We start from the raw sequence: 22,139 nt of genomic DNA, 5'->3' as shown, positions 1-22,139 counted from the left end.
ACTAAAACTACACACCTTCTACACAAGTGATATCCTGTTGTTTCACTTGATGTATCCTACGCCATCAGAACGCCCTCAAAGCGCCCTGTTGGTACTCTTTTGAATTTTTTAACTTTAGCCGCTGGATGATCCCCCATGACACTGCTTTGGATAGCCTTATTGCCTCTGCTAGGCGTACTGGTGCCGGCACTTACCGCACAGCGTGGTCGCAGTTTCTGTTCACTTGCGACGGCAGTGCTGCCAGCGACCGCCTTAGTAATGACGCTACTCAACGTGCCAGCCCTGCTAGACGGTGAGCAACTACGTTTTTCGGCCACCTGGATGCCTGAGCTAGCGCTGGACTTAGCATTCCGCCTCGATGGGCTATCGCTGCTGTTTAATCTGTTGATACTGGGCATTGGCTTACTGATTATTCTGTATGCCCACTACTACTTAGCAAAAGATGAACCCTTTGGCCGATTCTACGCCTTCCTGATGCTTTTTATGGCGTCAATGGTCGGTATTTCAATGTCGGATAACCTGATTCTGCTATGGCTATTCTGGGAGTTAACCAGCCTTTCCTCGTTTTTACTGATCGGTTACTGGTCCTACCGCAGTGATGCGCGCAAAGGCGCCCGTATGGCGTTAACGGTCACCGGCGCGGGTGGCCTTGCGCTACTGGCAGGTTTGCTGCTGCTAGGCGATATGGCGGGCAGCTTCAATATGGGCGATGTGTTAGCCAGCGGAGACGTCATTCTTGCCGACCCGCGCTACCCCCTCATGCTCGGTTTGGTACTGCTGGGGGCCTTTACCAAATCCGCACAGTTTCCTTTCCATTTTTGGTTACCTCATGCGATGGCGGCGCCCACGCCAGTATCGGCATATCTCCACTCGGCGACGATGGTGAAAGCGGGCATTTTCCTGATGGCGCGGTTGCACCCTGCCATCGCTGGCAGTGAGCTGTGGAGCGTGGTCGTTTCACTCGTCGGCATCGTCACCATGCTGTACGGCGCTTGGTTTGCTCTGATGAAAACCGATCTGAAGGGCATTTTAGCGTTCTCCACGGTCAGTCATTTAGGTTTAATCACGGTACTGTTAGGCATTGGCAGTCCCATGGCGATCCTGGCTGCGCTTTTCCATATCCTCAATCACGCTACTTTCAAAGCCGCTCTGTTTATGAGTGCAGGCATTATCGATCATGAGACCGGCACCCGGGAGCTAAAGCAGCTGGGTGGCCTGAAAAAAGCCATGCCTGTCACGGCGCTCTTGACCACGCTGGCGGCTGCCGCCATGGCGGGCGTGCCGCTATTTAATGGCTTTTTATCCAAAGAGATGTTCTTTACCGAGTCGTTAGCAACCCCCGTTTTGGGTGGGGTGAGCTGGCTATTACCCGCGCTAGCGGCCCTCGGCGGCATTCTCTCGGTCGCTTATTCGCTGCGTTTAGTACACGCCGTCTTTTTCAAACCTGCCCGTGAAGAACCGCCCAAAACGCCCCATGAACCGCCGCATTTGATGCGCCTGCCGGTAGAAATATTAGTGGTGCTTTGTGTGGTGGTCGGACTTTTCCCAGCTTTTATGGCCACAGGGTTATTAGAACTTGCCAGCGAAGCGGTGATTGGAAGCCCGCTCGATTTTCATCTGGCTATCTGGCACGGCGTTAATCTACCGCTAATCATGAGCTTGCTGGCCTTTGTCATCGGGATTGCGCTGTATTGGCGCCATGGTGATGTGCGCCGATTTACGCAACAATTTGTAGGCATTGACGCCCGACGCGTTTTTGAACGCATTCTTATCTCAATCGGCTACCGTGCTGAGCAACTGATTGCGGCTCTGGAAGGCAATTCGCTTCAACGCTATGTGGGCTGGCTATGGCTAGCAGCGCTGATAATGGGGGGTATTGGCCTTGTTCAAATCACCAACTTGACCGGCGCGGCAGGAAATCAGCCGCTGGACGGCATCCTTATTCTAGGTGCTGTGATGCTGATGTTTGGTGGTGTGGCGACCGCCGCCACCCATCGCTACCGGTTGATCTCTTTGTTAATGCTGTCGGTAGTTGGGCTGTTCGTTGCACTGACCTTTGCCCGTTTCTCGGCACCCGATCTAGCGCTGACACAGCTTTCAGTGGAAGTTGTGACCATGATTCTGCTGATGCTGGCACTATTTTTCTTACCACAAAAAACGCCGCGCGAATCCAGCCCACTACGCAACGTTCGCGATATGTTACTAGCAGGTTCGCTTGGCCTGGTGATCGCCAGCCTTAACTACGCCGTCATGACGCGCGATACGCTGTCGATTTCCAGCTTCTTTGTGGAAAACAGCAAACCCGGTGGTGGCGGCTACAACGTCGTCAACGTCATTCTGGTCGACTTCCGTGGTTTCGATACCTTAGGGGAAATCACCGTATTGGCCATCGCGGGTCTGGCGATCTTTAAGCTGCTCAACCGATTACGCCTGTTTATGCCACACAGTGACGGTGAGGGACGGGTATGGTCACCCGACCGCTACCCGGCGGTGCTAACGTCGATTTCAATGACACTGCTGCCGCTGGCGCTCCTGGTCTCTGCGTTTATCTTCCTGCGTGGCCACAATCAGCCGGGCGGTGGATTTATTGCCGGCCTGATTACCGCAGTCGCCCTCATTCTGTTGTATATGGCGCGTGGCGTGGAGTGGGCGCAAGAGCGTCTGGATTTCCCCTTCCAACCGGTAGCCGTTATCGGGGTCGCCGTTGCTACGCTCACGGGGCTGGGTAGCTGGCTGTTTGGTCATCCGTTCCTCACCTCTGCCTTTGACTACTTCAGCCTACCGCTGATCGGCACCTTTGAATTGGCCACCGCGCTGCTCTTTGATCTGGGTGTCTACTTAGCGGTGGTGGGCGCCACACTGATGATTCTTGCCAACCTTGGTAAGGTCACCACCGCCCATCGCCCGGTTACTGAAGCCTCAGAAAAAGACACCGATGCCGCTGCTGCAACCTCTTCTGCTAAGGAGCCTCGTTAATGGAACTGCTCTATGCAATGACCACCGGCGTCTTAACCGCCTGTGGTCTCTACTTAACCTTGCGAGGCCGTACCTTTCCCGTGGTAGTAGGCCTAACCCTGCTCTCTTATGCAGTGAATTTGTTTCTGTTTTCAATGGGAGGTCTCACCACTGATGGGCCCGCCATCGTGTCCGAAGGAACGAACTATGCCGACCCACTCCCCCAGGCGCTAGTGCTCACGGCCATTGTCATCGGGTTTGCGATGACCGCATTCGTGGTGATTCTAGCCATGCGGGCGCGCAGTGAAGTGGGTAACGACCATGTCGACGGTAAAAAGGAAGACCGAGAATGATGCAGCACCTGATTGTTTTTCCTGTCGTTTTACCGCTAGTGGCGGGTATATTACTGCTCTACCAACGGCAAGGCTTAGTGCGCTATAAGCGTGCAGTCAGCGTTGCCGCCACCGTGCTATTACTGCTGGTAGCAATCGGCCTTTTGCGCCAAGCCGCGAGTGATCAGGTCACTTATTATGCCCTGGGCGATTGGCAAGCACCGTTCGGCATTGTGCTAGTACTGGATCGCCTATCGGCACTGATGCTGCTGGTCACTGCTGTTTTGGCGGTTGGCGCCGTGGTATTTGCCTGCGCGGGGGATGATGAAAAAGGCAGTAACTTCCATGGTCTTTTTCAGTGGCAACTACTGGGCATCAACGGCGCCTTTTTAACCGGTGATTTGTTTAACCTGTTCGTCTTTTTTGAAGTACTGCTATTGGCCTCTTACGCGCTGCTGTTGCACGGCGGAGGAAAAGCGCGCATTCAAGCCAGCGTCCACTACGTGGTTCTCAACCTGGCAGGCTCGTCGCTGTTTCTGATAGCGGTGGGGATTCTGTATGGCGCCACGGGCACGCTCAATATGGCCGATATGGCGATCCGCGTGGCTGAACTGCCCGCAGAGCGTGAAGGCCTAGTCACCGCTGGCGCATTAATGCTACTGGTGGTGTTTGGGTTAAAAGCCGCCATCCTGCCACTCTACTTCTGGCTACCCAAAGCCTACGCATCCGCGCCTGCGCCGGTAGCAGCGCTGTTTGCCATCATGACCAAGGTAGGTATCTACGCTATTTTGCGTGTCTATTCCCTACTGTTTGGCGATAGCGCTGGTGGGCTGGAAGCACTGGAACAACCTTGGGTTTGGTGGCTATCGCTTGCTACTTTGGCGGCCGCGGGTGTCGGCGTAATGGCCGCACGCGATTTGCGCTTGCTGGTGGCTTATTTGGTGTTGGTATCCGTAGGCACGCTGCTGGCGGGTATCGGAATGCGCTCACCTCAGGCTGTCTCAGCCCTGCTCTATTACCTGATCCACACCACGCTGGTTACCGGTGGTTTATTCCTGCTAGCGGAAATGATCGGCCTGCAGCGTGGTAAAGCAGGTACGCGCCTGGTGAAGGGTCGCCCGATGGCACAGGGCGCAGGGCTCGCCATGCTATTTTTTATTGGCGCCATCGCCGTTGCTGGCGTTCCGCCATTTTCAGGCGCTATCGGCAAGGCATTAATGCTTAATGCCGCCGAAGGTACGCAGCGCCTATGGCTTTGGCCGTTACTGCTGCTGACCAGCCTAGCCTCGCTGATTGCACTTTCCCGTGCAGGTTCTACGCTGTTTTGGCGTAGCCATCGTGGCAACATTAGCGGTACACCGTTACCCCGTCGCCAGTGGTTTGGCGTTATCTGGCTGCTTAGCGCAGCGCCGCTGTTGGTTGCACTGGCAGGGCCCGTGAGCAGCTACACTCAAGCGACGGCTGACCAATTAGCCAACCCTCAGGTGCTGATTCGCACGCTACTACCCAATGCTGCTGGAGATGCCCAATGATCGCCCCGCGTTCCTGGCTACCCACGCCTGTGCTATCAATACTTCTACTCGTCGTGTGGCTGTTGTTAGTACGCAGCTACGCGTTTGGTCATTTCGTGTTAGGCGGCTCGTTAGCTATTTTGATTCCCCTACTGACCCATCGTTTTTGGGATGCACGGCCTCGCATTGCTAAGCCAATCGCCCTGCTGCGTTTTTTCTTCCGTGTGCTGGGCGACATCATCACTGCCAACTTTGAAGTGGCTTATTTAATCGCCAATCCCTGGCGCAAGCTTAAACCACACTTTATTGAATACCCGTTAATGCTAGAGGAGCGGTTCACCATCACGCTGCTCGCCAGCACGATCAGCCTGACACCGGGCACCGTGTCGGCCAATCTGCGTATGGATGGTAAATCACTGCTGATTCACGCCTTGAACGTGGACGATGAGGAAGCGCTGATTAATCAGATTCGCGAGCGCTATGAACGCCCGCTTAAGGAGATCTACGAATGTTAAGCATTGCACTCTATATCACCTTAGCTCTGGTCGTGATGGCGCTGTTGATGAACCTCTACCGCTTGACTATTGGGCCCAGCTTGCCTGATCGCGTACTCGCGTTAGACACCATGTACGTTAACTCCATTGCGCTTATCGTACTGCTGGGACTGTGGCTGAACAGCAAAACCTATTTCGAGTCAGCTCTGTTGATCGCAATGCTAGGTTTTATCAGCACCGTGGCGGTGTGCAAATATATTTTGCGCGGAGACATTATCGAATGATTAACATGAGCTATCGAACGATGAACAAAAGCCAGGGGGATCTATGTCAGTAATCGTTGAAGCGCTTATTTCACTGCTGCTAATCGCTGGCGGGATCTTTGTTTTTATCGGTTCGCTGGGGATGGCGCACCTGCGCGATTTCTATATGCGCCTGCATGGCCCGACCAAGGCCACCACCTTGGGCATCGGCTGTATGCTCATTGCTTCGATGCTGTATTTCTGGAGCGTGGACGGCAAACCGGATATCCAAGAACTGCTGATTACGCTTTTCCTGTTTATCACCGCCCCCGTCAGCGCCCACCTGCTGGCCAAATCTGGCTTACACCTGCGCTTGAAGCATACGGTCAAAACCCAGGGGCATCCGGTTGAGCTAAGGGCTGAAGAAGTCGGCGACAAACCCGTACCGCACCCCGATAAGGGCCATGGCTGAATCGGCATAAAATAAAAAGCGGGTGGTGCTGGAAAGCACCACCCGCTTTTTTACTGCCCACTCTTATACTTCCTACTTTTATACTGCTCTACGGTGTTAAATCCTGCTGCTGATAGCCGAGCAGGTAGAGCACACCGTCAAGACCCGATGTCGAGATCGATTGACACGCTTGGGCACGCACCAACGGCTTGGCCCGAAACGCAATACCCATCCCCGCTTTGGCAAGCATCTTAAGGTCGTTGGCACCATCACCCACGGCTATCGTCTGGTCGAGGCTAAAGCCCTGCCGTAGTGCAATGACTTCGAGCAGTTCGGCTTTGCGCTCAGCATCCACGATTGGCTCGCTTACTTCGCCGGTCACTTTGCCATTCTCGATGATCAGCTCATTGGCATGGATCTCGTCAAAGCCAAGCTTCTTTTGTAAGTGGAGAGCAAAGTAGGTAAAGCCGCCGGAGAGTATGGCCGTGCGATAGCCCAACCGCTTTAGATTGACCATCAGGCGCTCAACGCCCTCCATCAGCGGCAGCTCCTCCGCAATTTCCGCCAGCACCGACTCATCCAAACCGACCAGTTTGCTCATACGCTCGCGAAAGCTCGCCTTGAAATCCAGCTCCCCGCGCATGGCACGCTCGGTGACTTCGGCGACCTCTTCCCCCACGCCATGGCGGCGAGCCAGCTCATCAATCACCTCAGCTTTAATCAACGTGGAGTCCATATCGAAACAGACCAAACGGGGCTGAACGTGATCGCGAGTATCTGGTTGGGCAACGATATCAATACCCAGCGTTTCACTCAGCAAAAGCGCGGCGTCGCGCACTGCTTTGCTATCTGCGTCGCCAGACAAACAGTACTCAACACAGTCGATGCCGTCACCTGGCTGAAATGAGACATCGGCAAGCCGCTGGGTACTCTTCACGTTCAGATTAAACTGCGTAATGAGAGCATCTACCTGAGCTTGAATGTCGGCGGTTAAATCCGACGCTAGTACGGTTAGGATCAAATCACCGCGTGCCATTACTTATTCCCCTGCCTCTAGTCGATCTACTTTCTGGAAGCCGCGGGGCAGCTTGCTACCACGACGACCGCGCTCACCGCGATAATATGCCAAGTCGTCGGCTTTTAGCGTCAGCTTGCGCTTGCCTGCATGGATTAACAGCGCATCACTGGCGGCTAGCACCACAATGCCGGTAACAAACTCCTCCCGGCGGGCGGCTCGTGGGCCTGGGATATCGAGCATTTTATTGCCCTTGCCTTTAGACATCTCGGGCAACTGATCCAAGGGGAACAGCAGCAGTCGGCCCTCATTTGACACCGAAGCCACCCACAGCTCCTCGCCCTCAGGCACTTCCACTGGCGCCATGACATTGCAGCCCTTGGGTAGGCTAAGAACCGCTTTACCGGCTTTGTTTTTACCGGTGAGCGTATCGAGCCGCGCCACAAAGCCATAGCCACCGTCAGTGGCAAGTACGAAGCGCCGCTCCGGTGGCGCAAACATTAGCCCCGCCATTTTTGCTCCGGCGGCCACGTTAGCACGCCCGGTAACCGGCTCACCCTGGCCCCGGGCACTGGGCAGGTTATGTGCAGACAGCGTATAGGCGCGACCGGTGTCATCCAGCAGCACCAGCGGCTGATTGGTTTTACCTTTCGCCGCCAGTTGGAAGCTATCCCCGGCTTTATAGGAGAGCCCCTCGGGGTCGATATCGTGCCCCTTGGCCGCACGAATCCAGCCTTTATCGGAAAGCACCACGGTAATCGGGTCAGCGCCCAGCAGCTCGACTTCTGTCAGCGCCTTGGACTCTTCGCGCTCGACCAGCGGCGAGCGGCGCTCGTCACCATGTTCTTTGCCCGCGGCGCGAATCTCCTTTTCAATCAGCGTAGTGAGCTTGGCTTCGCTGCCTAACAAACCTTCTAAATATTTGCGCTCTTTTTCCAGCTCATCCTGCTCACCGCGAATTTTCATCTCTTCGAGTTTGGCAAGATGACGCAGACGCAGCTCTAAAATAGCTTCCGCTTGACGTTCGGAGAGTCTGAAAGTCGCCATCAGCGAGGCTTTTGGATCGTCTTCCTCACGGATAATACGGATCACTTCGTCCAGGTCGAGGTAGGCGATCAGCAGGCCTTCCAGGATATGCAGGCGATCTTCAACCTTGCCCAGGCGGTGCTCTAAACGACGGCGCACCGTGCTACGCCGAAACTGCAGCCATTCACCCAGCATTTCCGGCAGCGGCATGACCCGTGGTCGGCCGTCCAGGCCGATCACGTTCATATTCACCCGCACGTTCTTTTCCAGATCGGTGGTGGCGAACAGGTGCGCCATCAACGACTCAACGTCGATACGGTTCGAGCGCGGCTCAATCACCAGGCGCGTCGGTTCTTCATGAGTCGACTCATCGCGCAGGTCGGCCACCATGGGCAGCTTTTTGGCCTGCATTTGCGCAGCGATCTGCTCCAGCACCTTGGCGCCACTAACTTGATAGGGCACCGAGGTAATAACGATATTGGCTTCTTCGCGGATGTAGCGCGCGCGTAGCTTTACCGAGCCGCGGCCTGATTCATAGAGCTTACGCAGATCCGCAGGCGGGGTAATAATTTCCGCATCGGTAGGGAAATCCGGTGCAGGCACGAATTCCATTAAATCGGCAGTGGTCGCCTTGGGGTTGCGCAACAGGTGGCAGGTGGCTTCGACGACTTCCGACACATTGTGCGGCGGAATATCGGTGGCCATGCCGACGGCAATCCCGGTACCGCCATTGAGCAGCACATGGGGTAACTTTGCAGGCAGTACCAGCGGCTCCTGCATGGTGCCATCGAAGTTGGGCGCCCAATCGACGGTGCCTTGGCCGAGTTCACCCAGTAGCACTTCGGCAAACTTGGAAAGCTTGGCCTCGGTGTAGCGCATGGCGGCGAAGGATTTGGGATCGTCGGGGCTACCCCAGTTGCCTTGACCATCCACTAGAGGGTAGCGGTAGCTAAACGGCTGCGCCATCAACACCATGGCTTCGTAGCAGGCGCTATCGCCATGGGGGTGAAATTTACCCAGTACGTCACCGACGGTACGCGCCGACTTTTTATACTTGGCGTTGGCATGCAGCGCCAGCTCGCGCATGGCGTAAATAATCCGCCGCTGCACGGGTTTCATACCGTCGCCGATATTGGGTAAGGCGCGGTCGAGAATGACGTACATCGAGTAGTCGAGGTACGCTTTTTCGGTGTAGTCGCGCAGGGAGAGACGTTCGACGTCACCCTCCGCTACTTGAATATCCATGGTCATCGGGGGTTATACCTCAATGTCTGCGAGGTTGCCGTAATCTTCCAGCCACTTTTTGCGGTCACCGGCGCGTTTTTTAGCCAGCAGCATATCCATCATTTCCATGGTGCCGTCGCCCTCCGTCAGGGTGAGCTGCACCAGGCGCCGGGTTTCCGTCGACATGGTGGTTTCACGCAGTTGTAGCGGGCTCATTTCACCCAGGCCTTTAAAGCGCTGAACGTTAGGCGTGCCGCGTTTGTTGGCCAGTTGCTTGAGAATGGCGGCTTTTTCGCTCTCATCCAGGGCGTAGTGCACTTCTTTGCCAAGATCGATGCGGTAAAGCGGTGGCATCGCGACATAGACATGCCCTGCGTCGACCAAGCTCGGGAAGTGGCGCACAAACAGCGCGCACAGCAGCGTAGCGATGTGCAGGCCGTCGGAGTCGGCATCGGCAAGAATACAGATCTTGTGGTAGCGCAGTTTTTCCAGATCGGCGCTGCCGGGGTCGGCGCCAATGGCGACCGCGATATCGTGAACCTCCTGAGAGCCGTAGATATCGTGGGTCTCCACCTCCCAGGTATTCAGGATCTTACCGCGCAGCGGCAATATCGCCTGGGTTTCGCGGTTACGCGCCTGCTTGGCACTGCCGCCCGCCGAGTCTCCTTCGACCAAAAACAGCTCGCTCTGGGCAGGGTCTTGGCCGGAGCAGTCTGCCAGTTTACCGGGCAACGCCGGGCCGGAAGTCACCTTTTTACGGGCGACTTTTTTGGCTTTTTTCTGGCGGTTTTGCGCCGCGCTGATCACCAGCTCGGCAATCGCTTCGGCCTGATCCACGTGGTGGTTCAGCCACAGCGAGAAAGCGTCCTTAACGACGCCAGAAACAAAACCGGCGATGGTTCGAGACGAGAGCCGCTCTTTAGTTTGCCCGGCAAACTGTGGGTCGAGCATTTTGACCGAGAGCACAAAGGAGGTACGCTCCCAGAGGTCATCGGCGGTGAGTTTAATGCCCCGGGGCAACAGGTTGCGGTATTCGCAGAACTCGCGCAGCGCGTCCAGCAATCCGGAACGAAAGCCGTTCACGTGAGTGCCGCCCTGCGGCGTGGGAATCAGGTTAACGTAGCTCTCCAGCAGCGCTTCTCCGCCTTCGGGTAACCACTGAATCGCCCAGTCTACGCCGTGCTCGTCGTCATTGAAGTGGCCGACAAACGGCTCCGCCGGCAGCACTTCGTAACCGTCGGTAGCTTCGACCAGATAGTCGCGCAAACCATCGGCGAACTCCCATTCGGTCGAGGTACCGTCAGGTTCTACCAGCGTGACTTTCAAGCCGGGGCAGAGTACCGCTTTCGCACGTAGCAGGTGTTTGAGCCGGGTTAGCGCGAGCTTGGGACTATCGAAGTAGCTCTCATCTGGCCAGAAGCGCACCAGAGTACCGCTCGCTCGCTTGGGGGCTTTGCCAATCTCATGCAGCTCTTCGACTTTCTCGCCGAATTCGAAGGCCATGGCATGGCGTGCGCCATCGCGGGTGACTTCGACATCTAACCGACGCGACAGCGCGTTAACCACCGACACACCTACCCCATGCAGGCCGCCCGAGAAGCGGTAGCTCGTGGAGGAGAACTTGCCACCCGAGTGTAGCTTGGTAAATATCAGTTCAACGCCTGAGACGCCGTGTTCTGGGTGCAGGTCGATCGGCATCCCCCGGCCGTTGTCCTGCACTTCGATCCCGCCATCGCTATGCAGCACGACGTGGATCTCGGTGGCGTGCCCTGCCAGCGCTTCATCGACGCTGTTATCGATGACTTCCTGGGCTAAGTGATTGGGGCGTGTGGTGTCGGTATACATACCGGGACGCTTACGTACCGGCTCAAGCCCGGACAGGACTTCGATGGAACTCGCGCCGTACTGAGAGGCATCAAACTGGGTCATGTAACGTCGATTCCTGAAAAAATAGTGCTGGCAGCCTCGCTGGGCGTTAAGTCAGTGGTTAAAAGCAGACGTTAAAAATAGAGTTCAGCAGTTTACAAAGAGCCACAGGATAGCGGAAAAGCAAAAAGCTGTATATCTAGCCATGCTTATTATCAGGGGCCTGGGTATGGCCCCCTCTAATGACGACTCTTTATCACTCTTGCTCAGCGGCCCAAAATGCTTCTATCAATCCACGGCTGGAGGCATCCATCCGCGATAGATCGCCCTGATGGTCGATAATCTTTTGGGTGTCCGTGGCGATCTGCTTACCTAGCTCAACGCCCCACTGATCAAACGGGTTGATATCCCAAATCACCGCCTGAACAAACACTTTGTGCTCATATAGCGCGATAAGCGAACCCAGGGTAGCGGGCGTCAATTGGTCAAGCAGCACCGTGGTTGAAGGCTGGTTGCCACGGTAGCGCTTATGCTCGGGCCGCGGGCCGTCATCTTCCAAGGCATCGTCGCCAAGCATAAGAACGCGGGACTGGGCAAAGCAGTTCGCCAGCGACAAGCGGTGCTGGGCTTTAAGGTGGTGACGGGTATCCGCATCTTCTACTTCGTCATAGCGCTTCAGCGGCGCTATAAAATCGCACACGACCGATTGAGTGCCCTGATGCAGTAATTGATAAAACGCATGCTGCGCATTGGGCCCCAGCTGCCCCCAAAGCACCGGGCAGGTAGAGTAGTTAACGGGTTGACCTTGGCGAGTCACTGACTTGCCGTTGGACTCCATCTCCAGTTGTTCAAGGTAAGCGGCAAAATACTCCAAACGCCCATCGTAGGGCAGAATAGAGTGCGCGCGGATATCCAGAAAATTGACGTTCCAGATACCTGCCAAACCAAGCAGAACAGGCAAATTATCTTCCATGGGCGCTTCAGAAAAGTGCCGATCCATGGCGTGGGCGCCCGCCAGGAATTCGCGGAAATTTTTCATCCCCACCACTAACGCAATCGGTAAACCAATCGTGCCCCAAAGCGAGTAGCGACCGCCCACCCACTCCCAGAAGGTTAACTGGTGATCGGGAGTGATGCCCCACTCCGTCATTTTGTCCGGACTAGCCGAAACACCAATGAAATGCTGACGAACCACTAATTCAGCGCTAATCGGCGTCGCGCCATGTTGGGTTAAACGGCTCACCAGCCACTCGCGAGCCGTGTTGGCGTTGGAGAGCGTATCGATAGTCGTAAACGATTTAGACGACAGTACAAAGATGGTCGTTTCAGGGTTTAACCGGCTCAAATAATCCGCTAACTGCGAGCCATCCATGGTCGAGGCAAAGTGCACTTCGACTGGATGAATATCTTTGGGTCGAAAATCGGTTAACGCATGGGTAACCATTAACGGCCCAAGGTCAGAGCCGCCGACACCTAGGTTAACCACATGACGAATTGGCTTGCCGGTGGCCCCGCGCCACTGCCCGGCGTGCAAACGGCTCACCAAGCACTCCATTTGAGCAAGGCTTTCGTGCACGGCGGCGACGATATCTTCTCCCTCAACGTCAAGCGTCGCATCGGCGGGTAAACGCAAAGCGGTGTGTAGCGCTGGGCGGTTTTCGCTGACGTTCACCCGCTTACCGCTCAGCAGTGCCTCAATGGCAGAGGGAACGCCCGCTTCGCTGGCCAGGGTAAACAGATGCTCGAGCGTGTCGTCATCCCAGCGCTGCTTGGAGAGATCCAGCGTTAAGCCTGCCACCTGGCGAGTAAAGCTTTCCCAACGGGAAGGCTCGGTGCCAAACAGCGTTTTCAAGTGAACGTGCTGCAGCGTTTCAGCGTGATGCTTCAACGTCTGCCATGCGGGTAATGTATCGGGGGTAGCGCTTGATGCTGAGGCCATATGGCATCTCCAGTGGCGTCGATCCTTGCAGCAGGAATCTATTCTAACCAGGCCTATCCTAACCAAGACTATTCTAACCAGGCCTGTTCTCGTTAATTCAGGGCGCGTAAACTAATACGCCTTTCCCATGATTCCGGCTTGCCCATGAGTGATGCATCTTACCGTGACGCTATCTTTTCGACACCCCTTGACCGGGTAGCGCGCTTCTCTTTCGATGAAAAAGTGGTTGCGTGCTTCCCTGATATGATTCGCCGCTCGGTGCCTGGTTACGGACAAATTCTGGGCATGCTGAGTCTCATTGCCCAGCGCCATTTGCGCCACGGCGCCCATGTGTATGATTTGGGCTGCTCGCTGGGCGCTTCAGGCCTTGCGCTTGCAGGGGCGTTAGCATCGGATGCCTTTCGCTATACGGGCGTTGATCTCTCCCCGGCCATGGTCACCCAGGCACGACAGACCTTTACTGACGAATGCCCAGCGTACGCTATGCAGGTAGAAGAAGCCGATATCCGTACTCTGGAGTATGCACCTTCGGGCATGATCATTCTCAATTTTACGCTGCAGTTTCTACCCGCCTCGGACCGCGACGCCCTATTGTCGCGGCTCTATGCAGCGCTGGAGCCCGGAGGCGTACTGATTCTCTCTGAAAAAACCGTGGATGCGGATGAGCGCGACAACGCTTGGCGGGTTGAGCGCTACCACGATTTCAAACGCGCCAATGGCTACAGCGACCTGGAAATCAGCCAGAAGCGCACCGCTCTTGAGAATGTGCTAGTGCCAGACACCTTGGACGCACTCCACGTTCGTTTGAAACAGGCGGGGTTTCCCCGCTCGATGACGTGGTTCCAATACTTGAATTTCGCTTCCGTCATTGCCTTTAAGGAGGGGTGAGGTGCCGCTACCCGACGACCAACGCGCCCTCTATCAAGCGTTTCTGGATCAAGCCGTTCTTAACCCATCGCTCACCGTTTGGCTCGCCAGACTTCCCGAGCAGTTAGCCCATGGGCTTGACCGCAATCGCCACGGCGATCTGTCCGCCTGGGAAAAAGCCGTCGCTAAACTGCCCAAGCTACCCGCTGAGCGAAAAGTGGACTTAAACAGCGACACTATTACCGTTGATCTCGACCTTAGCGATAGCCAGCAGCGGCAGTGCTTTAACCTGCTTCGAAAGCTCGCCCCCTGGCGGAAAGGCCCTTTTCAACTAGGCGGCATTCATATTGATACCGAATGGCGCTCGGACTGGAAATGGCAAAGAGTGGCCCCGCACTTGGCACCGCTAAAATATCGTAAGGTGCTCGATGTCGGTGGTGGCAGCGGTTACCACGCCTGGCGGATGACGGGGGCTGAGGCTGCTTTTGTGTTGGTGATCGACCCCTCACCGCGCTTCTACTGGCAGTTTCAGGCGGTACGCCACTTCGTCGGCGATGCCGATGGCGGCAGAACGCAGTTTTTGCCGGTGGGCATTGAGGATGTACCGGAGAACCTCGGTTTTTTCGATACAGTGTTTTCCATGGGCGTGCTCTATCATCGCCCTGCGCCCCTGGAGCATCTTCAACAGTTAAAAGCGGCGCTGGCGCCGGGCGGCGAGCTGGTGCTGGAGACCCTGGTGGTCGAGGGAGACGAGCAGACGGTATTCGTGCCCGGCGAGCGTTACGCCGCCATGCCCAATGTCTACTTCCTGCCCTCTTCCAAAGCGCTCTGCCACTGGCTGGAACGCTGCGGCTTTATCAACGTCCGCGTGGTCGATGAAGCGGTCACCACCCTGGAAGAACAGCGTTCAACAGCGTGGATGGCCTACCAATCACTGGCGGATTTTCTTGATCCTAACAACCGTACGCGCACCATTGAAGGCTACCCCGCACCACGTCGCGCGGTGATTTTGGCCAATAAGCCGGGCTGATTAACATGCTGGTGGGGCTGGTGCTCGGTGGACTGATTCTCCGGGCGCTTCGCCGTACGTTGCGAGAGACGCCATGTATTGCTGATGCGTGTGAGTGCGCCGTTCACTATGCTGTGTAGGAACGGGCGTGCAGCACACGCCACCACCATCCAAGAGGAAAGGACGCCATGTCGGATAACGCAGCGCCACTCTGGGAGCTAAGCCTGAGCGATTTTCGTGACACCGTCGCCCGCGAGCCGATGCCCGGCTGCGGTGCTGTGGCCGTGGTCAGTGCCGACCTGGGCCTGGCACTCGTGCTCAAGGGGCTGCATCTGAGCCAGCATCCTGATGCCACGGCGCCGCGCCAAGCGTTGATCGATGAAGGGGCGTCGCTTAAGCAGCAACTGGCGCCGCTGGCACAGGAAGATGTGGCTGCCTTTGAGGCGTTTATGGCAGCCGTCGGCCGCGATAAGGAGGATGAAGGGCGTCATGACGCTATTCATGCGGCGGCCCAAACTGCCGTCGAAGTGCCGCTGAAAACAGCGCAGCTGTGTGAGGCGGCGCTGGCACTGACGCAGCAGGCGGGGGAACATATCGAGCAGCAGTTTGTTAGTGATGCGCACGCCGGGGCGCGATTGATTCATGCCGCACTGCACAGCGTGCTGCTCAACGTGGATGCTAATGCCGGACAGCTCGGCAGTGATGCCGCCCGCGACCGGGCCAGGCTTTCCCGCGATGGCCTCGCGCAGCGCGCCGATACGCTACTGACGGCCATCACCGACAGTGCCGCCGGACGCGGTCCTGGGTCAGGAGTTTGAATCAGCGTTACAGGAGTAATGAGGAGTATCGTTACCTACCTTCGCAAAATCACCAGCCAACGGCCCAGGTTCATCACGCTAGCGAGTGAGGCGGCCACATAGGTAAACGCGCAGGCGGTGAGTACGTGTCTTGCGCCTGCCATGTCGGCAGGTGGCACGTACTCTTTCAACAGCGGTAGCGCTCGATTGAAACTGGCATCGAACTCCACCGGTAACGTTACTAAGTGCACCACGGCGGCGGTACCAAAGCTGATCACCGCCATGGCAATCACGATTGCCAAGCCTCCCGGCAGGCGTGTTAATAAAAATAGAAACGGCGCGGCCATCATCAGTAGAGCACCAAGTTTTTCGGCTTTTTGAGCCACGCCGACTAACCGGCTGCGCGCTATTAGTGGCGCATACCCCTGAAAATGCTGAATGGCATGCCCCACTTCATGGGCAGCCACGGTGACGGCGGTGAGCGAACGTCCATCGTAGTTATCCGGGGAAAGCCGCACGCAGCGTGTTTCAGGATCGTAATGGTCACCAAACTCCGTGCGCTCCACGCTAGCGCCCTCCACACCCAGGCGGCGTAGCAAATGATCGGCAAGTTCGGCTCCTGTGCCGGGATAATCGTCACGGCCCTTTGTGTAGCGCTTAAGCACCCACTTGGCCCAGATATTAGGGAGCACAAAAACAGCCAGCGCAAAAATGATCAGTAGAATAACCATGGCAGTTCCTGTCTACAAAAAGCTTTGTACGAACAACCGTCTAAAAAAGCCGTCGTTAAACACACTTCTTCGAAGGGTAGCTTTTACCATGGTGGCTGGCTTGGCAACAGCGTTAGGCGGACAGGTTGTTAGGCTGGATGGTTTTTAGGCGGGATTATTGCGGTGTTCTTCCACATCGCGCTTGACTGCCTGCAAACCATGAATGGAAATATCGCCCTGGGCGTGAGCATGTTCAGCAATCAGAATGCTATCTACCGCAAGCACCAAATCACATTGAGTGCCGACCAACTCATCGCGCAGTCGTTGAATAGCCGCTTCCCTTTTAGAATTTTTATCCACTCGCCGAATATAGATAGCTTTAATGCGATTTGGGTAGGCTTTGACGATTTCGATATACACTTCTGGATCGTGCTGGCCGCTATCGCCGATGAGTATACACGGCATATCGTGGTAGAGGGTAAGCATACGGTCGATCAAATCACGCTTATGCTCTTCAGCACGCCGTGGCCAGGGACGACGCCAGGAGATCCCCCATTCGCGCAAGAAGAGTATTGGTCCAACAGGAATACGATTGATCTGAAAAAACGTTTCGAGCATTTCGTAAATCGCCCACGGCCCACGCGAGACATATAAAATAGGCCGTTCTGCACGCTCACTAACGCCTCGGTGCAACGCTTGATAAAGCGATGCGACGCCAGGGAAAGCGGTGCGGCGGTGGGGTTTTTTGACAAATAGGCGATAAAGCATTTTGAGCTTCTCTGCCACACCGGTAAACATAACGGTGTCATCGATATCGCTAATCACCAGCAAATCCGCTTCTGGTGGTGGCACGTAGACTTCTACATGAGTACGCACCGTCGTTTGGTCCGCACGGTGTACCAAAATATCAGCGCGGTGCCAGGAGACATCTATCGGCAAGGTATGACTGATCGGCAAATGGACATCGAAATAGCCATCGCGATCGGTGCTGACACAGAGCTGATTATCACCAATTCGAACCTCTACCTGCGCATCGGCAAGCCCGCGGCGAAAAATGCGCCGCGCGACGTCAGCCGTATCGCGCAACATGCCATGGCGGGGAATCGCGCGACCCAGCGCGGCTTGACGAAAAACCCTGCCCATGACAAATATTTCATTCTGGGAACCATAGCCGCGATAAGGATGGACTACCATCCCCCCACGGCTACTGTCTCCTTTAATGGGTTTGGAAATAACGTGGACAAGCCTTTTGGCAAAGCTTGCCCACTGACGCAATAGCCCCATCAAGCGTGCTGACCGGAGTGACGACCTTCCTGCAATTCTTCGAGTAACTTGGCATTAAAGGCATCCAAGTCTTTTGGCGTACGGCTGGTTACAAGGCCACTGTCGACAACGACGGGCTCATCCACCCATTCAGCGCCAGCATTAAGAAGGTCTTGTGCAACGCTAGGAACAGAAGTCATACGACGCCCTTCAACTACGCCTGCGTTAATTAAAATCCATGGAGCATGGCAAATAGCGGCGACAGGCTTGCCTGCCTGGAAAAACGCTTTTACGAAGCTCAACGCTTCATCGTTAGTGCGCAGTTCGTCGGGATTGAATAAGCCACCGGGCAGAACCAACGCGTGGTAGTCAGATTCATTGACATCGGCAAGGGCTTTATCTGCCTCGTAGGTATCGCCCCACTCGGTTTCCGCCCAAGCACGAATGCCCTTACCATCAGGCGTTACAATGTGAACCTCTACGCCCTCTTTCTGTAAGGCGGCACGCGGCACGCTCAACTCAGACTCTTCAAAACCAGCGGCGGCTAAAATAGCTACTCGTTTACCATTCAGTGCTTGTTTCATCATGCTCTCCTTTTCGTGATGATTTGCGTCAGTAACGCCTCACTATTGTGGCGCATATAGTAACAGCGTCAAGCTACCCTGCTAATCAATCAAGGCTATCGGGGACGCTAGGCGTTATGTACAATCTTGCCTGTCTCAGCAATAGTATAACCACCCAACTGTATTGAACGCTCTGCGAAACGGGCTTGTTGAGCAAACGCCATCAGCTGCTGTACGGCAGGTTCGAAATAGCTGCGCCGCTGCATAATTAAATCAAACGGCTCCTCGCAAAGTGGAATAAAGCCCAGTTGCTGGCGATGGGCGGCGGCTTCCACGCCCAAGCCTACATCCGCTTCGCCCTGACCAATGCTGAGTGCCAAGTCATCTTCACTTAAGGAAGCGTGTGGCGCCCAGTTAAGCGTCGAGCTCTCTACTCCCGCTTGCTGTAGCAAACAGCTCAGCAGTCTTGCTGCTCCCGCGTCGGGTTGGCGATGCGCTACGCGGACATCGGTTCGTTTTAAATCACCCAGCCCGGCAATCTTCAGCGGGTTGTCGGCTGGCAATAGCAGCCCCTGGCGGCGCTTAGCCCAGTGCACTATCAACAGATCACGCATACCGCTTAAACCGAGTGCGCCGGGTTCGTTGTAGCGCTGAGTGGTCGCATCCAGCAGATGAATACCCGCCAGCATCGCCTTGCCATCGAGCAACCGCCGCACACCGTCGCCACTGCCTTGGCAGAGCATTGCCAAATCAGAGCCGCTTTCTCGAATAGCCCACTCAAGCAGTGGATCCTGACTACCCGCGACCACTAGCGGTACTGATAAACGCTGCGCCTGATCCCCTTCCAAATGGTTCAACACCCATAGGTCAATTTGCTGGCGGGGAAACAGCAGCTTTCCCGTGACCCGACTACACGGGATCTGGCCTTGGCGCACCAAGTCATACACCTTGCGCTCTTTTAGGCGCAAGTAGTCGGCGACCTCTGCCGTGGTCAGGTAAGCATGTCGTTCAGACATAGAAAGGAAACCTCACTGCACAAATACAAACGGCAATTTTCGTAGTTTAACTGCATAGAACTGCATCTATTCCAGCACAGAGTGCATTAAGTCACTTTTAGATACATCATGCCAATTCTCGTACAGTCGTTTTCTCACCACAGTTCACATACAAAATGATACCAACGCTCAATGCTGACCAGTGACAACGCCTTTAGTACCGCCCTTACCCTGATCCTGAGCATGGATAGCGCATTAATCGACATCGTGATGCTTTCGCTGCAGGTGTCGCTTATGGCGGTGATGATTGCCAGCCTGATAGCCCTACCATTAGGCGCTGCGCTGGCGCTATGGCGTTTTCCCGGACGTAACGTCGTCATTGTCGCCCTTAATGCGCTCATGGGCTTGCCGCCAGTGGTCGCAGGGCTTTGCGTTTACCTACTGCTTTCACGCGCAGGCCCCCTAGGTGAATGGGGGCTGCTGTTCACCCCTACGGCCATGGTGATCGCTCAAGTGATTTTGGTACTACCGATCATCGCCGCCCTTACCCGCCAGCAGGTGGAAGCGCTTCACGGCGAGTATGCAGAGCAGTTGAACTCACTAGGGCTAACGCGCCTCCGTATGATCCCCACTCTGCTGTGGGATGCGCGTTTTGGACTGTTAACAGTGATACTGGCGGGCTTTGGCCGCGCCAGCGCCGAGGTGGGCGCGGTAATGATTGTGGGTGGCAATATCGATGGTGTGACCCGCGTGATGACCACCAGCATTGTGCTGGAAACCAGCAAGGGCAACCTCCCCATGGCGCTAGGTTTAGGGATCATTTTGCTCGCCCTGGTCACCATGATTAACGCGATTGCCCATATGATCGGCGAAACGGCGAAAAGGCGGTTGGGATGAACGCACATCATATGCCCCCCGTCGCCACTCTCGAGCTCGACAGCGTGGGCTTTATCCATCGTGGCCATACGCTGCTTAAGCCGACGTCGCTGCGCCTAGTAGGCTGCCAGCGTACGCTAATTATGGGCCCTAACGGTGCGGGCAAAAGTCTGCTCATGCGCTTAGCCCACGGCCTGTTAACGCCTACTAGCGGCACCGTTCGCTGGCAAGGCGCACAGCCTGCACAAGCCATGGTTTTCCAGCGTCCCGTGTTACTGCGTCGCTCAGCGCTGGATAACCTGACCTATGTGTTAGCGATCAACAAAGCGGCACGACCAGAACTGAAAGCATTACCTCGAAAAGCTCAGGCGATGAGTGCCCTTGAAAAGTTTGGTTTAGCGCACCTCGCCAAACGGCCTGCGCGAGTGCTTTCCGGCGGTGAGCAGCAGCGCTTAGCGCTGGCGCGAGCATGGCTGCTCAATCCGCAAGTGCTTTTTTTAGACGAACCCACCTCGGCACTCGACCCGGCGGCTATCAAAGCAGTTGAAGATGCGGTTCTTGAGTTCCATCACAGCGGCACCCGTATCGTGATGACTACCCATGATCTTCATCAAGCGCGTCGCTTAGCCAACGACGTGCTGTTTTTGCATAACGGCGAATTACTCGAACATACCCCAGCCAATGATTTTTTTACTGCCCCCTCTTCATCTGAGGCAGGGGCATTTATTCGGGGCGAGCTGGTTTGGTAACTCCGAAAGGCGTGAACTCTGTGACTAATCAAAAAATGAGCAAGGAGCAATAAAATGAAGAAAGCCACCGCATTGATAACGGCAGGCGCCCTGGGTGTGACCTTTAGCGGCATACTGATGGCGGCCGATGATTACATTACCCTGGCGTCCACCACCTCGACTGAAAATTCAGGCTTGTTCGACACGATCATCCCCACCTTCACCGAAGAGACGGGCATTGAGGTTCGCGTGGTGGCTGTCGGTACCGGCCAAGCGTTTGAAATAGGTCGCCGTGGTGATGCCGATAGCCTTTTAGTGCATGACACTGCCGGTGAAGAGAAGTTTGTAGCGGAGGGCTATGCTACTGAACGCCTCAATGTGATGTATAACGATTTCGTTATTGTTGGGCCGAGTGATGACCCGGCGGGTATCAGTGACAGCGAAAACGTAATCGACGCCATGCAGCGTATAGCGGAAAGCGAGTCCCCCTTTGCTTCGCGCGGCGATGACAGTGGCACCAACCGCGCTGAACTCCGTTTGTGGGAAGATGCTGGGGTCACGCCACAGGGTGAGTGGTACCGCGAGCTGGGCAGCGGCATGGGCCCTACGTTGAATACCGCCGCGGGCATGGACGCCTATACGTTTACCGATCGCGCCACCTGGGTCGCCTTTGACAATCCGCAAGACTTAACCCTGCTGTTTGAAGGCGATGAAGCACTGTTTAATCAGTATGGCAGCCTATTGCTCTCGGCAGAGCGTCACCCGCACTTGAAGCACGACCTCGCCGCCCAGTGGCACGAGTGGCTGGTTTCCGATAAAGGCCAGCAAGCGATTGCGGATTTTGAGGTAGATGGCCAGCAGCTGTTTTTCCCTAACGCCGAATAAACTCCACCCCCTGGTCATTGCGAGCGAAGCGAAGCAATCTCATACCGGCGGTGGCACTAACTCTGAGATTGCCGCGCTGCGCTCGCAATGACAAAAGCGAGATTGCCGCGCTGCGCTCAATGAAAGGGACTCCTCCCCTCTCGAAGCTTCAGCGAGCTACATTGATAGTTGAACCACATCAATGCGGAGGGGAAGAGTCATGAACAAGCATAAGATAATCGGTATTGATCTGGCAAAGCGTGTTTTTCAAGTGTGTGTTGTCGACACTCACCGCCCGCGTGTTCAGGTCAACAAAGAGCTTAAACGGCATCAGGTCTTGGATTTTATGCGCCGCCAACCGGCCTGTCGGGTATTTATGGAAGCGTGCGGTGGATCGCATTATTGGGCGCGA

General features: G+C 55.7%; 20 protein-coding genes and 1 pseudogene. 13 read left to right on the top strand and 8 right to left on the bottom strand.

Features of this window, described 5'->3' with window-relative positions; genetic code table 11:
* Positions 1-135: 135 nt before the first annotated feature.
* The 6 genes from HZS80_RS00105 to HZS80_RS00080 are packed head-to-tail and all read left to right on the top strand — an operon-like array spanning position 136 to position 6,006.
* Positions 136-2,976, top strand: a complete 2,841-nt coding sequence (locus HZS80_RS00105; protein ID WP_179914775.1) for a monovalent cation/H+ antiporter subunit A — start codon at positions 136-138, stop codon at positions 2,974-2,976.
* Positions 2,976-3,308 (top strand): Na+/H+ antiporter subunit C, encoded by a 333-nt coding sequence (locus HZS80_RS00100; RefSeq protein WP_008958597.1) that lies wholly within the window; start codon positions 2,976-2,978, stop codon positions 3,306-3,308. Before HZS80_RS00105 ends, HZS80_RS00100 begins: the two co-directional genes overlap by 1 nt.
* Entirely contained in the window at positions 3,305-4,819 is a 1,515-nt protein-coding gene (locus HZS80_RS00095; RefSeq protein WP_179914774.1) for a monovalent cation/H+ antiporter subunit D, read from the top strand. Before HZS80_RS00100 ends, HZS80_RS00095 begins: the two co-directional genes overlap by 4 nt.
* A complete protein-coding gene (locus tag HZS80_RS00090; RefSeq protein WP_179914773.1) occupies positions 4,816-5,313 on the top strand; it encodes a Na+/H+ antiporter subunit E in 498 nt (165 codons plus the stop codon). The genes HZS80_RS00095 and HZS80_RS00090 overlap by 4 nt, the downstream gene beginning before the upstream one ends.
* On the top strand, positions 5,307-5,576 hold the full coding sequence (locus HZS80_RS00085; protein WP_008958594.1) for a K+/H+ antiporter subunit F: 270 nt from the start codon (positions 5,307-5,309) through the stop codon (positions 5,574-5,576). Before HZS80_RS00090 ends, HZS80_RS00085 begins: the two co-directional genes overlap by 7 nt.
* Positions 5,577-5,619: 43 nt before the next feature.
* A complete protein-coding gene (locus HZS80_RS00080; RefSeq protein ID WP_035566491.1) occupies positions 5,620-6,006 on the top strand; it encodes a Na+/H+ antiporter subunit G in 387 nt (128 codons plus the stop codon).
* A gap of 88 nt (positions 6,007-6,094) precedes the next feature.
* Here the strand turns inward: HZS80_RS00080 and serB are convergent, their stop codons facing one another.
* The 4 genes from serB to pgi all read right to left on the bottom strand — a co-directional run bounded on the left by serB (position 6,095) and on the right by pgi (position 13,055).
* A complete protein-coding gene (serB, locus tag HZS80_RS00075) occupies positions 6,095-7,021 on the bottom strand; it encodes a phosphoserine phosphatase SerB (protein ID WP_179914772.1) in 927 nt (308 codons plus the stop codon).
* A 3-nt stretch (positions 7,022-7,024) separates the two neighbouring features.
* A complete protein-coding gene (gene parC / locus HZS80_RS00070; RefSeq protein WP_179914771.1) occupies positions 7,025-9,277 on the bottom strand; it encodes a DNA topoisomerase IV subunit A in 2,253 nt (750 codons plus the stop codon).
* A 6-nt stretch (positions 9,278-9,283) separates the two neighbouring features.
* Entirely contained in the window at positions 9,284-11,179 is a 1,896-nt protein-coding gene (gene parE / locus HZS80_RS00065; RefSeq protein ID WP_035566500.1) for a DNA topoisomerase IV subunit B, read from the bottom strand.
* 193 nt (positions 11,180-11,372) lie between these two features.
* Positions 11,373-13,055 carry a glucose-6-phosphate isomerase gene (gene pgi, locus HZS80_RS00060; protein ID WP_008958589.1) on the bottom strand — a complete coding sequence of 561 codons (1,683 nt, stop codon included), beginning with the start codon at positions 13,053-13,055 and terminating at the stop codon, positions 11,373-11,375.
* Between the two features lie 144 nt (positions 13,056-13,199).
* On the opposite strand from pgi, the gene cmoA reads away from it, so the two are divergent.
* The 3 genes from cmoA (at position 13,200) to HZS80_RS00045 (ending at position 15,749) form a co-directional block, all read left to right on the top strand.
* A complete protein-coding gene (cmoA, locus tag HZS80_RS00055; RefSeq protein WP_008958588.1) occupies positions 13,200-13,943 on the top strand; it encodes a carboxy-S-adenosyl-L-methionine synthase CmoA in 744 nt (247 codons plus the stop codon).
* 1 nt (position 13,944) lies between these two features.
* The gene (gene cmoB, locus HZS80_RS00050) at positions 13,945-14,952 is read left to right on the top strand and encodes a tRNA 5-methoxyuridine(34)/uridine 5-oxyacetic acid(34) synthase CmoB (RefSeq protein WP_035566507.1); all 1,008 of its coding nucleotides are present in this window, start codon (positions 13,945-13,947) and stop codon (positions 14,950-14,952) included.
* A gap of 167 nt (positions 14,953-15,119) precedes the next feature.
* On the top strand, positions 15,120-15,749 hold the full coding sequence (locus HZS80_RS00045; RefSeq protein ID WP_179914770.1) for a cyclodeaminase/cyclohydrolase family protein: 630 nt from the start codon (positions 15,120-15,122) through the stop codon (positions 15,747-15,749).
* 35 nt (positions 15,750-15,784) lie between these two features.
* On the opposite strand, the gene HZS80_RS00040 is transcribed toward HZS80_RS00045, so the two are convergent.
* From HZS80_RS00040 to HZS80_RS00025, 4 genes are all read right to left on the bottom strand, one after another.
* Positions 15,785-16,459 (bottom strand): zinc metallopeptidase, encoded by a 675-nt coding sequence (locus HZS80_RS00040; RefSeq protein ID WP_008958585.1) that lies wholly within the window; start codon positions 16,457-16,459, stop codon positions 15,785-15,787.
* 144 nt (positions 16,460-16,603) lie between these two features.
* Positions 16,604-17,722: an App1 family protein gene (locus HZS80_RS00035; RefSeq protein ID WP_035566517.1), complete on the bottom strand. Its 1,119-nt coding sequence runs from the start codon at positions 17,720-17,722 to the stop codon at positions 16,604-16,606.
* Positions 17,722-18,285, bottom strand: a complete 564-nt coding sequence (locus tag HZS80_RS00030) for a type 1 glutamine amidotransferase domain-containing protein (protein ID WP_179914769.1) — start codon at positions 18,283-18,285, stop codon at positions 17,722-17,724. The genes HZS80_RS00035 and HZS80_RS00030 overlap by 1 nt, the downstream gene beginning before the upstream one ends.
* A 107-nt stretch (positions 18,286-18,392) precedes the next feature.
* Positions 18,393-19,280 carry a helix-turn-helix transcriptional regulator gene (locus HZS80_RS00025; RefSeq protein WP_035566528.1) on the bottom strand — a complete coding sequence of 296 codons (888 nt, stop codon included), beginning with the start codon at positions 19,278-19,280 and terminating at the stop codon, positions 18,393-18,395.
* A 171-nt stretch (positions 19,281-19,451) separates the two neighbouring features.
* Between HZS80_RS00025 and HZS80_RS00020 the strand changes: the two genes are divergently transcribed.
* From HZS80_RS00020 to HZS80_RS00005, 4 genes and pseudogenes are all read left to right on the top strand, one after another.
* On the top strand, positions 19,452-20,156 hold the full coding sequence (locus HZS80_RS00020; RefSeq protein ID WP_035566530.1) for an ABC transporter permease: 705 nt from the start codon (positions 19,452-19,454) through the stop codon (positions 20,154-20,156).
* The gene (locus HZS80_RS00015) at positions 20,153-20,884 is read left to right on the top strand and encodes an ATP-binding cassette domain-containing protein (RefSeq protein ID WP_035566532.1); all 732 of its coding nucleotides are present in this window, start codon (positions 20,153-20,155) and stop codon (positions 20,882-20,884) included. The genes HZS80_RS00020 and HZS80_RS00015 overlap by 4 nt, the downstream gene beginning before the upstream one ends.
* A 54-nt stretch (positions 20,885-20,938) precedes the next feature.
* A complete protein-coding gene (locus HZS80_RS00010) occupies positions 20,939-21,748 on the top strand; it encodes an ABC transporter substrate-binding protein (protein WP_035566534.1) in 810 nt (269 codons plus the stop codon).
* A gap of 199 nt (positions 21,749-21,947) precedes the next feature.
* Positions 21,948-22,139: pseudogene (locus HZS80_RS00005) on the top strand (IS110 family transposase); the annotation flags it as partial.

The organism is Vreelandella glaciei (assembly GCF_013415125.1).
Lineage (GTDB): Bacteria > Pseudomonadota > Gammaproteobacteria > Pseudomonadales > Halomonadaceae > Vreelandella > Vreelandella glaciei.
The sequence above is the reverse complement of the archived record's forward strand: the minus strand, read 5'-3'. Positions and strand labels throughout refer to the sequence as shown.